Raw genomic sequence first — 13,169 nt, 5'->3', positions numbered from 1 at the left:
CCCCTTCCTCAAACATTCGTGAGAATGTTAGGTGGGGGTAGTTCAATTCATGTTTACACATCACTCTAGCGGACCTTTATCCACACGGTTATACACATATACCACCTAGTTCATGTTTGCTTATTGTTATCCACAAGTGGATAAGTGTTGTTTGCGCAGGAAAATAAGTCGTTTGTGATTGGTCGCTTCAAACGAGTAGTGCTCTTGTTATAGTCAAAGGAGATAATACATATAAATGCAGACGTTTACTAAACGCGAAAAAAAGGAGCAAATCAATGAAGCAATCGATGAGTAGAAGAATGTCCGTTATCTTTTTTTATTAGGAATGATTTTTTTGACGAATACTATCATGAGTGCGGTAACAAGTGATCAAGTACGATTATCATCTGAACTTATGAGTGATTATTTTTTACCGATAGAGCAGTCACGGTTAGCAATTAAAGCGTCCTTATATGATATCGGTTTAGGAGTGCGAGGTAATCTTACAGGTGAAATAACTATACCAGAAGACACCAAGAATCAACTTGTGCCTTTAACGGATGACCTGAAAAATACACTAGAGAATTATTCAGGTCGCGCGATGCATAATGCGTTATTATTATCATTTGAACCTGTCCAGCAAGTTATAAACAGCATAGGTGCGACACTCCAGTCGGGTGAAATTGAAGCTTCTAAATGGGGGGAGTTGTACGATGTGTATAATATGGCTGAAGCTGACTTTAATGACGTGCTAACGCAAAATATTGCTCATGAAAAGTCATTAATAGACAGTCGCGTCAACCGGTTAGTCATCATCGTTTGGGGCATGGGACTATTATTTTTTATGGTCATGTTGATCGGTTTTTTTCATTTAAAGCGAACAATCGTTAAACCACTCGTCGTTATGAGCCGGACATTAGGTGACATGATCGCCGCAATAGAAATGAAACAAGGTGATTTAACAAAGCGATTAACGCATAAACAATCAGACGAATCCGGTGTGATTCGTGATGCGGTAAATAGCTTTATCGAGCGACTACAAAGTGTGCTTATCGGTGTGAAACATGACGCGAATTTAACCGTATCTAGTAATGAAACGCTCAATCAAAATATCATTGAAAGTACCGAGCATACGGCATCGATGAGTGAATCACTGCATCAATTATCGGCAATAATGGAAGAGGTAAATAGCACAATCTTAGAACGAGAACATGCCTCAATCCAAATTGAGGATAAAGCATACGTTATTGATGGTGTGTCAACGGATCAAGTAAATGTCATTGATGCAATTACAAAAGAAACAACTGCCTTCAATCATCATTTAAAACTAAACCATGAAACGGCAAAAGATCAAATAACCTCAATGTCAAAACCAGTTGCGGGTGCGATTAAAGGTGCAACAGCTGTTAATTAGATTGACGACTTGACCAAAAAAATCTTGGATATTTCGGGTCAAACGAATTTACTTGCTTTAAATGCTTCGTTTGAAGCCGCACGTGCCGGTGAAGCGGGTAAAGGTTTTAGTGTTGTCGCCTCAGCAATTAGGAACTTGGCTGCTTCAACCGAAAACACTGCTTCACATATTCAGACCGTTAACGGCATGGTAAATGACGCGGTCAATCGATTGATTAAAGAAAGTAAAGGGATGATTGCTTACCTTCAGTCAGATATACTCATAGATTATCAACAATTTAACAAGGAAATGAGTCGCTTCACCAATCAGATGGCAGACTTAAAAGACGTATTCGGCGGATTTAAACAACATATCAACATGTTTAAAACAACGAGTCGATATATGGCAAGTAGTTTAAAAGAAATGACGACTGCAACAGAAGATGCTGTCGCAACTTTAGTGTCATCAAGTGAAAATGCTGCATCACTGTTAGAAAATATGGAAGATATGCGCACCTCATCAAGAAATCAACACGACAGGATTCAACATCTTACGACTCAGTTAGAGCCATTTGAAATGCTGGAGTAGATATACACATGTGGATAACCACACTTAGTAAACTTATCCAGCGTGTCTTTGGGTAACCTGGGGATAACCTGGTATAATTAAGTAGGCATGACTGTCTATATAAAAAGAAAAAGAACCGGTAAAAAACCTTAAGGTTTTTACCGGTTCTAAATGCATGCAAAAAGACGTGTTGATAGCGTATCCTTTATTCGTTATCTTCTGCTAGGTCGTCTTTCTTTTCGCCGAACACTTCCGGAATCATTGTGAAACCATCAACAACGGTATCCTCGTCAACCTCGATCATTAAATAGCGACGGCCAAACATTTGCATTTGTTTGACATAGCGCAAGTCCTCCGGACTCACTTTCACATCGGCCACTTTCGTATTAATTTTAATCGATTTAGATTTATATTTAGGGACAATATTTTTCGCTTTTAAAGCGTAATGTTCGTCATCAATCACTGTTTGAAAAGCGGTTTTTACACGCTCAGCTTCTATTGGTGTAGAGCTATTTGATGACAGTAATTCGGCAATATCTTTATAGTCAAGTGTTGGTATCTCATCTTCATCTTCGTTTTCTTCAACGAGACGGTTAATATCTTCATACATAGATGACAATGTTTGAGTATCCATCTTATAACCTACGGTATCACGGATGATTTCTTCGAAAATGATTTTATCTTCTTGTTGAGTGACGGTTTCTTCTGCTTCTAATACGTCAGTAATGAAGACTTCATCCGGTTCATTCGCTTTTGGTGCCGTATAAAGAATATGATTTACATCTGCTTGTTTATCCGTAAAGCATGGGAATAAAAAACCGCCAATGGGTGCTTTAATGTTAATCACCGGATCAACAATCACTTGGTATTTAAATGTTTTTTCTACATAATCAAACAATAAATCTTTCGGTGGGTCTTGGGTTTTATTTATCGTACACAAAATAAATTGGTGATCATAGACAAGGTCATTTTGGTGAGAGAAGTCATCATCTGACTTTTTTTGTGGTTTTAAGTAATCACCTTTAATAAAACTAATGACAATATCATGGTCATATTCTCTTGCTTCAAGTATCCGTTCAACAATTTCTAGCATCAATTCAATGAAGCGAGACTGATCTTCAGTCATTAACGCTTCGTTTAATTTTAGCTGAACAGGATCTTCGGTATCTGATTGAAATTTAAGCTCAAATAATTTCTCGTCAAGTTGTCCTGTTAAGGTCTTTTTAAAGTTAGTAAAAAATAAATCTTGTTCATCTTCTGCGAGAATGTTAAATGGTCGATTAATCTGGTGATATATTTCTTTTGTTTCTTTCATGACATAGACGTTAAATATATTTTGTACGTGTAATAAATCATTGTCACGTTTAAATTGTTTTCTAATATCGGCAATATCTTTTTTATTCATCGTGTCCCTCCATAGCTTTCTTACGTAAGTCTTGTTCATGTTGATTAAGTTTTCGTGCTAAAGTTTCTAATAGATAGATCACCGGCACTTGTGTCGTAATATTTGTGTCTTCATAATACTCTTCAGTCATATAGTAAGCAAGATTGATATCACTCATTTTCGCGGTTGTACAGTGCTTATTGTTGGTGATGCTAATGACTTTTGAGCCTTCACGTTTTAGGCGATTCATTTGCTTAACGGTAAAGCTATTTTCACCAGAGACCGACAACACGATAGATACGCTGTTTTTTTGAAGGCGATTATGGATCGGATAAGAAAAGTCTTTAATATACATTGAAAACTTTCCTAGACTAGAAAAATAACGTGCCCCATATTCAGCTAAAATACCTGAACTGCCAATGCCAACAAATAATACGTTATCTGCACTAGTCAGTAACTCGACAGCCTCTAGAAGCACAGCTTCTTGATCGCTTGAAAGGGTGCGCTCAAAAAACTCCATCACTGTGTGTTCACCCGATTTAACTGTTTCTTGTCTAGATTTAAGTTCTATTTTTAGTTTTGTTTTAAATTCTGAAAAACCTTCACAACCAACTTTTTTGCAGAAACGCAAAATAGTCGCGGTGGAGACATGTGTGTGTTCAGCAAGTTCTCTGATGCGCATGTAAATCACTTCTTGTTCATGGGTAATGACATAATTATAAATATCTGTTTCAAGGTCATTAAATGACGCGATCATTTCACTAGTAAACATTTTTCCACCTGCTTTTCTACACGTATAGCGTGCTGTTTCGTTCATACATTATAGCATAATGATACACCCTGTGTCAGAAATGTTACATGGGACATTTTATGTAAAGATAAACTAAATGACATGATGAACAGAGCAGTCATTAGAAATGTGATACGATAAAAGCGTGGATAAAAAATAAAAATAAAATGACGTATGAAAAACCAGAGGAGGTAATAATTATGGGATTTAGAGAAGATTTCTTATGGGGTGGAGCAACGGCTGCCAACCAATGCGAAGGGGCTTATGATGTTGACGGACGAGGACTGGCAAATGTAGACGTTGTGCCAATTGGTGAGGAGCGCTTTTCCATTATCGCAGGTAAACGAAAAATGCTCGATTTTGAAGACGGGTATTTTTATCCGGCCAAAGAAGCGATTGATATGTATCACCACTACAAAGAAGATATTAAGCTCTTTGCGGAGATGGGCTTTAAAACGTATCGTTTATCGATTGCTTGGACACGGATTTTCCCTAAAGGAGATGAACGAGAGCCAAATGAAAAAGGCTTAGCTTTTTATGAAGACTTATTTAAAACATGCCAACAATACGGGATCGAACCACTTGTGACGATTACGCACTTTGACTGTCCGATTCATTTAATTAAAGAGTATGGTGGTTGGCGTAATCGTAAGATGATTGAGTTTTATGAACGCTTAGTACGCGTATTATTTACCCGTTTTAAAGGTCTCGTCAAGTACTGGTTGACATTTAACGAAATTAATATGATTCTCCATGCACCGTTTATGGGAGCAGGACTAGTATTTGAAGATGGTGAGAATGAACAACAAGTTAAATATCAAGCGTCCCACCATGAACTTGTCGCAAGTGCACTCGCAACAAAAGTGGCCCATGAAGTTGACCCAGAAAATATGGTTGGTTGTATGCTTGCGGCCGGCTTAAACTATCCTTATACGTGTAAACCAGAAGATGTCTTTTTAGCCCAACAAAAAGACCGAGAAAATTACTTCTTCATCGATGTTCAGTCACGCGGGGAATACCCAGCGTATGCTTTGAAGGAATTGGAGCGAGCAGGGATTGACATTGAGATGACAGAAGAAGATCTAGCTTTGCTTAAAAACCATACGGTTGATTTTATCTCCTTTAGCTACTATTCTTCACGGGTTGTTACAACAGATCCTAAACTTAATGAACAAACAGAAGGAAATATTTTTGCATCAGTGAAAAATCCATACTTAGAGGCAAGTGAGTGGGGTTGGCAAATTGATCCGTTAGGATTTAGAACGACGATGAATGCACTTTATGACCGTTATCAAAAACCGCTGTTTGTTGTGGAGAACGGCTTAGGGGCGATTGATACACCTGATGAAGCGGGTTACGTTAAAGACGATTACCGGATTGATTACTTACGTGAACATATTCAAGCGATGAAAGATGCCGTTGAGATTGATGGCGTTGATTTACTCGGTTATACGTCTTGGGGTTGTATTGACCTTGTGAGTGCTGGGACAGGTGAGATGAAAAAGCGGTACGGTTTTATCTATGTTGACCGTGATAACGCAGGCAACGGAACACTCAAGCGGACAAAGAAAAAATCATTTGATTGGTATAAGAAAGTCATTGCGTCAAATGGTGAAGACTTAGCTTAAGAAAAAGGTTACAGCTTTTCTAAAAAAGTTGTAACCTTTTTCTATTGATGGCGACTAATGACATAGATATACATAAGAAAGGGAAGGATAGAGATGAAAAAAGTATGGCTAGTTGTTAGTTTAATTGTTTTGACGATGGCAATGGCAGCGTGTGGAAATGACTCAGCAGGAGACTCAACAAGTGAAACAGACGCCGTCACAATGAATACAGAAGAAGTGATGGATAAGATTGAAAGTCAGATCAGTGAGGATATGGACGGGGAGACAGGGATGTTTCAACGTGCGGATTTAACCGATGAAGAAGACCCGACGGGTGATATGTACATGGATACGATGGGAATTGATCGTACCCTACTTGCTTCTGGTTTCGGTTATCAGTCCATGATGAATGTGAATTCTACCACGATTATTGTCTTAGAAGCTGCATCGTCAGACGATATACCGGCAATAAGAGCAGGACTAGAAGCGTATTTAGAGAATCAAGTGAACATCTGGAGCCAATATCTACCGGATCAATATGAAAAAGTCGAGAACAATATCATTAAAACAGAAGGTAACTACTTCATTTATATTACGTACGATAACCCAGAAAGTATCGAAGCCATCTTTGATGATGCAGCTGGGGCTTTATAAGTGGTTGTTTCACTCATATAGGGCAATGTAAAGGAGGACTGACGATGGTCTTTAGCTCACTGACATTTTTACTCATCTTTTTACCACTTGCCTTCGCAAGCTATATACTCAGTCCGAAGCGGCTAAAAAACGGAGTGCTACTTATTGTTAGCCTCCTTTTTTATGCGTGGGGTGAACCGGTCTACGTCGTGCTCGTCATCTTTTCAGGGGGGATGGATTATCTTCATGGACGGTTAATGGGACGGTTTGAAGGAAGGGCCAGAATAAGAAGGTTGGTCTTATTATCCTCGCTCGTAATTAATCTAGGTGTGCTGTTTTTCTTTAAGTACGCGGATTTTATGATTGACTTAGTAAACAAAGTATTTCAGTTAGACATTGGCCTATTAGAGTTACCGCTTCCGATTGGCATTAGTTTTTATACATTTCAAACGCTATCTTATACGATTGATGTTTACCGAAAGAAAGTGAAAGTGAATCATAATCTGATTGACTTTCTTATGTATGTGTCACTTTTTCCGCAACTGGTCGCCGGACCGATTGTTCGTTACGAGGCAATTGATAATCAATTAAGAGAACGAACCATCACAAAAGAAGATGTTACTGAAGGTATCTTTCGCTTTAGTTATGGCTTAGCTAAAAAAGTATTAATCTCTAATCAAATGGCCGCATTACATGCTGAACTGATAAGGCTTGAATCGGTGTCATTTTGGGTGAGTTTTTTCGTGGCGTTTAGTTATGGCTTACATATTTATTTTGATTTTAGTGGCTACTCTGATATGGCGATTGGTTTAGGGCGTCTGTTTGGCTTTCGTTTTCCGGAAAACTTCAACTATCCGTATCAAGCGACCTCGATTAAAGACTTCTGGCGGCGCTGGCATATGACGCTTAGTCAGTGGTTTAGGGATTATCTGTATATCCCGCTTGGGGGTAACCGAGTCGGAGAAGTAAAATGGTTAAGAAACGTTTTCATTGTATGGTTTTTAACGGGTCTTTGGCACGGGGCAAGTGTCAACTTTATTTTTTGGGGTTTGTATTTTGGCTTTTTTCTTATTGTGGAGACCTATATTAGTCCTCTCTTTACACACAAGGTACCTGTCACATTAAAGCGCGTGTATACCCTCGGCGTTGTTCTTGTGAGCTGGTTGATTTTTAGTGTGACGGATGTCTTTAACCTGATGCGCTACATCACAGGACTAGTCAGCTTCCAAGCGCCACCGCCGACACTCATTTATTATCTTCGTGAATATGCGGTGCTGTTAGTGGTGGCGATTATCGGTTCGACAGATATATTTGCTAAATGGATCATAAATAAGTCATCCCCTACCACCCGCGTATTAGAAAGTCTCTTTGTCTTTATGCTCGTTGTGTTATCGATGAGTTATCTTATTGATCAATCGTTTAATCCATTTATATATTTCCGGTTTTAATGTGAGAGGAGAGTACGATGAAGCGATTAATAGGGATTTTAATCATAAGCTTCTTGATGAGTTTAGCGCTTTTGACATTCGTGATAGAAGACCAAACCTTTTCCGAAACGGAAAATCGTTATTTACAGACGATGCCTGAATTTAAGCTAGCGGCTCTACTTGACGGGTCATTTATGTCTGATATAGAAGACTATTTGGCTGACCAAATCATTGGGAAAGACTTTTTTCTCACCTTAAAATCAAAGACAGAACAGGCGCTACTTAAAAGGGAAAATAACGGGGTCGTAAAAGCAGGAGATTATTTAATTGAACCGTTTATCTATCAAGAAGACAATCTATTAAAAAATTTAGAAGCTATCAATGAGTTTCACCAGTCTAACCAAGCGATATTTGACATTACGGTCATGATTGTCCCAAATCAAGTCGGTATTTATGACACCTACTTACCGGCGTACTTACCAACGGATGATCAATCGCACGTGTTAAAAATAATAGACGAACGTCTTCATATGGATACGGTTAATGTCAGTCAGATATTACGTCAACATCAAGAAGATAATATTTATTATCATACCGATCATCACTGGACAATGCGAGGGGCTTACCTAGCCTATCAAGTATGGTTTAATGAAAGAGCGAAGCCATTATCAGATTATCAGTCTGAAGTTGTTTCAACTGACTTTCCGGGTACACGCTACCGCAAGTTTCATGACCTCACTTTGCCAAAAGATACGATTGAATGGTTTAACGTGACAGATGAGCTTGATTTAACCATTACGTATAGTGACGGTAGAGTCACAAATCAGTATGTTCATGATCACTATTTAGATGAGACGGATCAATACCGTTTCTTTTTAGATGGGAATGATGCGCTGATTAAGATTGAAGTTAATCATGAGGAGAAAACGAATAGAAAGCTCATGGTGGTAAAAGATTCGTACGCCGATAGTTTTGTGCCATTTCTGCTTCCGCATTACGATGAGATTCATTTGATTGATCCGCGTTATTATAAACAGTCGCTCAAAGCGTATATGGCAGAACACGAACTTAGTGAACTACTCGTCTTATATAATCTTCGTACCTTTAATGAAGATCAATCGCTTCGATATGTGTTATATTAATACTTCCATAACACCATATGATATACAACTAAAAGCAACGCCTTTAGACTTCGATTAAAGTCTAAAGATGTTGCTTTTTATGGGCTGTTTTTACATATACTATTTAATATTATGTTTGGCAACTAGACTATTGAGCGGGTCTATTTGGTCGTCGGCCAAAGCCGGATTCTGTGAGCGGGGTGCTACTTACTCCTGAAGGTGTAAGATAAGTTAACGTGTCTGTTAGCGTAAAGTTTAGTTCAGTTGACGTTGTGATTACACCATTCGTAATTAATCCGTTGACAGCTTCACCGTCTAAATCAACAGTCGTATGCCAAGTAACTGTCTTGTCTGTTTCAAGCAATGGACTGGATACAACAATCGTCTGGTAGCTTTTCGTTGGCGTGAAGCCTAGAATGAACTGACCACTGTCATCTGTCAGGGAGATGGACTCGGTTGTTGGTTGATCAAATTGATAGATAATACTTGGTTGAGAGGAGTCATCTGATGGACTTTGTGCCATTGCACTACTGCCGGCCGCAATGAGTATCCCACCTGAAATATGAAAGGTCTCGTCATAGTCAAGCGCACCATTACCGCCGTCGATCGGGCCGTTCACAATAACCGTTCCTCCTGTCATCTCAATAGTTGAATTAGAGTCAATTCCATCACCTGATGCATCGATTGTTATGTCTCCCCCATGAATAGCCAAATAACCTGTCTCCCCACTTGAGAGAATAAATGTCCCATTGACTATCTGAATATCTTTGTTGCTATGCAACGCATCGTCTAAGGTGTTAATGTTGAAAGTGCCAGAGGCGATGACAGTATCTTTTTCAGCTTTTAATCCTTTTGTTGAAGGTGTGTCATCAGACGTTTCATCCACTGTTTCATCATCTGTCGTGTTGCCCTGCATTCCTTCAGGCGGTGCCATCTGTTTATCTTCACCCTGCATCGCGGTAAATGCTTGTTTATTCTTTTCAAGGATTTATCGCAGGTCGTCCATGGACTTTGTCCCCCAGTAATGCTTCGGTTAAAGTGTCATTAAAGTCATTTTCTGCAATTAACTGTTCGACGAAAGTGGTTATATCTAATGGTCCAGCGAAGTTACCCATCATGTGATTGTTAGTTAAAGAAATCGTTTCTGGTGCACCTCCACCAGATGTGAGAGTATAGTTTCCATCTTCGACATATAAAGATGCGATACTTTGGATGGCATCTGATTTTGCTTCAATTGTCATATCACTTGATAAGATGGTTATGTCACCTTTATTGCATTAAGGCGAGAAGACACTTTCCTCAAGTGCGTCGGCACTAGGTGGGGAATCTTGTGTTAGTTGAGACATCTGAATATGGCACGACTTTTCGTTTGACTCTTCCGAAAGAAACGAAATAGGTATACACTAGACTAGTAAATCAGTATGAATATTTACTAGTCTTTTTTTGAAATGAGGTAAAGCTATGTGGGGAGTAAAAAGACGGACAAAGAAAAGCATCGTATCGTCCAGTCTATTGATTGGACTAATTATCATTTATTTCCTTATGGGGATAAGTACCTTATATGAGCGGCCAATAGTTGAGTTAGTTGATATTAAACATGTAGAAGAAATTGTTGTTAATGCGGATAATAGTGACGTTGCGGTGGATGTTATTTATGACGTTACCTTTAAAGCGCGACTTGAAAACACGAAGCATCGCGGTGAGACACTCACGATGCAGTATACCTATAGTGATAGTGCGCCGTACCATTCCGCCTTTGATGTGGGCGATAAAGTCTTTGTTACATTACGCGAAGGAAGTATACTAACAGCTGAGGTCATTGAAGTGAAACGTGACCAAGAAGTACTGATCTTATTTAGTTTATTTTTACTCATTATGCTTGTGGTGGGTCAGCGTCAGGGGTTATTCGCGGTCCTTAGTTTAATTTTTCATGTGTCGATAATGGCAGGAGCCATTTATCTTTTCATTGCCCGGCCAGGTACATCATTGCTCTTACTAATGGGTATTGCGGCAATTTTTATGACGGTGGTGTCATTGATTTTTGTTAGTGGCTTGACGAAAAAAACACTCAGTGCCATTCTTTCGACACTCACAGGCTTAGCGCTGATGATGACTATCACCTTACTTGTCTTAAGGCTAACGAATCAACAGGGGTTAAGGTTTGAAGAAATGGGGTTGCTTACACGGCATCCTGATGCGGTCTTCACTGCTGGTCTACTCATTGGGGCGATCGGTGCGGTTATGGATGTCGCGGTAACGATTGGCTCAACGCTCTTTCAGATTAAAGAAGAGCATCCAATGATTAATACAAAATCGCTGGTAGCTTCTGGACGACGCATTGGTCAAGATATTATGGGGACGATGACTACGATCGTTTTCTTTGCCTATATTAGCGGGACGATTCCAACACTACTTATTTACTTATTAAATGATGCGTCGCTAGGGTATAGTTTATCGATGAATTTCTCACTTGAACTTGTCCGCGCGTTAAGTAGTGGGATTGGAATTGTCTTAACAATACCGGTGTCTATTCTTTTTGCGGTACTCTTGACGAAGGTAGGTGAGGCGACATGACAACGATTAGTCTCTTGGCTATCATTCTATTCATACTCATGAGTGTGATTGGTGGAAAGAAAGGGTTATTAAGCTTTACTGTTATGCTGATTCATGTGAGTGTAATCATTGTCGCCGTGTTGATTATGACGGATCCAGCTGCAAGTCCGATCATCATCACATTGCTTGCCAGTGTTGTCATTAGTTATGCGACGCTATTCTTGATTAATGGGAAAAATGAGAAAACAAAAATTTCCTTTTTAGCAACGATTGCGACCATGATGGTTTTAATCGCTATGATACATTTCTTTGTTCTTTGGACACGTGTTGGAGGGTTTAGTACGGAAGAAGTCGAAGAACTAGCCATTTATTCGTTTTACTTTGGAGTAAACTTTACTGAGGTTATCACTTCGGTTATCATTTTAAGTACGATTGGGGCGGTGACTGATGAAGCGATCTCTGTCGTGTCACCGATGTATGAGTTGTATCGTCATAATCAAAACCAATCAAAGAAAGAGCTCTTCATGAGTGGTATGCGAGTCGGTATGGATTTATTATCAACAAGTGCGAATACACTATTTTTCGCCTTTTTTGGTAGCTATCTTGCGTTGCTAGTACGTTTTTTTGATATGGGTTATCAGATCAGCGAGGTGTTGAATGCGAAAGTGTTTGTTCAAGAGATTGTCACGATTCTTTTATCAGGTGTTGGGATTGTACTCGTCGTTCCAGTAACTGCATATTTAACGGCATATCGATTAACATCGACTCGCAGTAAGTCCGATACGTCATCATATCATTTAGTCAGAAGGATATTTAAATGAGGTTTGATATATAAGAAAACAGCTAATCATTTGCGTTAGCTGTTTTTCTTATAATCTAAAAATCCTCGAAAGAGCAAATCTATAAGTACTTGTAAGCCGATAAATGATTTTTGGGTATGGTCATTATAAGTGCCAAGGTCAGTAGACTGATAATACAAATGATAAGTAGAGTGTTCAGCAAGATGGTTATTTTTAAAACTCGTGATTGATAACGTAGGAATCCCTTTGGCTTTAAGCCTTTTAAGATGATTTAAAATGGGGTGTACATCACCACTTAAAGAAATGAGGATGACTAAATCATCCGTTGTGATCTCTTTAAGTGCCATTTGAAATTCAGTTAAAGCTGGTAAGTGATAGAGGTGTTTACCTGATGCAAAGAAATAACGTTTTAATTCTCTTAAAGCATTTTCCTGTCCGAATCCTGTCGCAAAGCCATACAACGATTGCGCTTGGTCAATCAATTCATATATTGCTCGTTTATCGATTTCTTCAAAGAGTTGAATTGTATAATCGATGTCATAGCGTGACAGTTCAAATAAATCTGAAGGATGATCTTCTTTTAAGGCATGTTCTTTTAAGAAGTATTTAAATTCACTGTAACCTGAAAAGCCGAGCTTTTGAGTCAGCCGAAGAATCGTTGATTTTGACGTCATACAGGCGTCACTTAAGGCAACAATGGTCATTTTTTGTGTATCGTTTGGGTGTCGTTCAATATAATCTAATATGTAATAATCATTGTCAGTTAAGTCATCAGCATATGTATGAATGAGCGCTTGAAACACATAAAAAACCTCCTTCTTGTTAGCACTATTATAGCGGATAAATTTATGTGTGACCATGGATAAATAGTGAATCGATATAAGAATTAAAGCGCAAACATATTCAACCATGACA

General features: G+C 38.8%; 13 protein-coding genes. 8 read left to right on the top strand and 5 right to left on the bottom strand.

Translation table 11 applies throughout. From position 1 onward, the window contains the following. Window positions 1-334: 334 nt before the first annotated feature. Together BM163_RS02610 and BM163_RS02605 are read left to right on the top strand one after the other, a co-directional pair. Window positions 335-1,393, top strand: a complete 1,059-nt coding sequence (locus BM163_RS02610; protein WP_089799916.1) for a methyl-accepting chemotaxis protein — start codon at window positions 335-337, stop codon at window positions 1,391-1,393. A 9-nt stretch (window positions 1,394-1,402) separates the two neighbouring features. Continuing rightward, window positions 1,403-1,960 carry a methyl-accepting chemotaxis protein gene (locus BM163_RS02605; protein WP_170243613.1) on the top strand — a complete coding sequence of 186 codons (558 nt, stop codon included), beginning with the start codon at window positions 1,403-1,405 and terminating at the stop codon, window positions 1,958-1,960. Between the two features lie 184 nt (window positions 1,961-2,144). Here BM163_RS02605 and BM163_RS02600 read toward each other — a convergent pair whose 3' ends face one another. Together BM163_RS02600 and BM163_RS02595 are read right to left on the bottom strand one after the other, a co-directional pair. Then, window positions 2,145-3,344 carry a DUF4317 domain-containing protein gene (locus BM163_RS02600; RefSeq protein ID WP_089799912.1) on the bottom strand — a complete coding sequence of 400 codons (1,200 nt, stop codon included), beginning with the start codon at window positions 3,342-3,344 and terminating at the stop codon, window positions 2,145-2,147. After that, the gene (locus tag BM163_RS02595) at window positions 3,337-4,095 is read right to left on the bottom strand and encodes a MurR/RpiR family transcriptional regulator (protein WP_089799910.1); all 759 of its coding nucleotides are present in this window, start codon (window positions 4,093-4,095) and stop codon (window positions 3,337-3,339) included. The genes BM163_RS02600 and BM163_RS02595 overlap by 8 nt, the downstream gene beginning before the upstream one ends. A gap of 218 nt (window positions 4,096-4,313) precedes the next feature. Here BM163_RS02595 and BM163_RS02590 point away from each other — a divergent pair, with 218 nt between their 5' ends. The 4 genes from BM163_RS02590 (at window position 4,314) to BM163_RS02575 (ending at window position 8,922) form a co-directional block, all read left to right on the top strand. Beyond that, window positions 4,314-5,741, top strand: coding sequence for a 6-phospho-beta-glucosidase (locus BM163_RS02590; protein ID WP_089799908.1), 1,428 nt, complete (start codon window positions 4,314-4,316; stop codon window positions 5,739-5,741). 93 nt (window positions 5,742-5,834) lie between these two features. Beyond that, window positions 5,835-6,374 carry a DUF4358 domain-containing protein gene (locus tag BM163_RS02585; protein WP_089799905.1) on the top strand — a complete coding sequence of 180 codons (540 nt, stop codon included), beginning with the start codon at window positions 5,835-5,837 and terminating at the stop codon, window positions 6,372-6,374. A gap of 44 nt (window positions 6,375-6,418) precedes the next feature. Further along, window positions 6,419-7,801 carry an MBOAT family O-acyltransferase gene (locus tag BM163_RS02580; RefSeq protein WP_089799903.1) on the top strand — a complete coding sequence of 461 codons (1,383 nt, stop codon included), beginning with the start codon at window positions 6,419-6,421 and terminating at the stop codon, window positions 7,799-7,801. A gap of 17 nt (window positions 7,802-7,818) precedes the next feature. Continuing rightward, window positions 7,819-8,922, top strand: coding sequence for a DHHW family protein (locus BM163_RS02575; protein ID WP_089799901.1), 1,104 nt, complete (start codon window positions 7,819-7,821; stop codon window positions 8,920-8,922). Window positions 8,923-9,049: 127 nt separating this feature from the next. Here BM163_RS02575 and BM163_RS02570 read toward each other — a convergent pair whose 3' ends face one another. Next, a complete protein-coding gene (locus BM163_RS02570; protein ID WP_177200248.1) occupies window positions 9,050-9,835 on the bottom strand; it encodes a carbohydrate-binding domain-containing protein in 786 nt (261 codons plus the stop codon). Window positions 9,836-9,881: 46 nt separating this feature from the next. Next, window positions 9,882-10,142, bottom strand: coding sequence for a hypothetical protein (locus BM163_RS02565; RefSeq protein WP_089799897.1), 261 nt, complete (start codon window positions 10,140-10,142; stop codon window positions 9,882-9,884). 220 nt (window positions 10,143-10,362) lie between these two features. Here BM163_RS02565 and BM163_RS02560 point away from each other — a divergent pair, with 220 nt between their 5' ends. Both BM163_RS02560 and BM163_RS02555 read left to right on the top strand, forming a co-directional pair. Further along, window positions 10,363-11,475: a YibE/F family protein gene (locus BM163_RS02560; RefSeq protein WP_089799895.1), complete on the top strand. Its 1,113-nt coding sequence runs from the start codon at window positions 10,363-10,365 to the stop codon at window positions 11,473-11,475. After that, the gene (locus BM163_RS02555) at window positions 11,472-12,275 is read left to right on the top strand and encodes a YibE/F family protein (protein WP_089799893.1); all 804 of its coding nucleotides are present in this window, start codon (window positions 11,472-11,474) and stop codon (window positions 12,273-12,275) included. The genes BM163_RS02560 and BM163_RS02555 overlap by 4 nt, the downstream gene beginning before the upstream one ends. A 35-nt stretch (window positions 12,276-12,310) precedes the next feature. Here BM163_RS02555 and BM163_RS02550 read toward each other — a convergent pair whose 3' ends face one another. Next, window positions 12,311-13,057, bottom strand: coding sequence for a MurR/RpiR family transcriptional regulator (locus BM163_RS02550; protein ID WP_089799891.1), 747 nt, complete (start codon window positions 13,055-13,057; stop codon window positions 12,311-12,313). Between the last annotated feature and the right edge of the window lie 112 nt (window positions 13,058-13,169).

Source organism: Halolactibacillus alkaliphilus, assembly GCF_900115465.1.
GTDB lineage: Bacteria > Bacillota > Bacilli > Bacillales > Amphibacillaceae > Halolactibacillus > Halolactibacillus alkaliphilus.
This window is presented reverse-complemented; position numbering and strand designations above follow the sequence as displayed.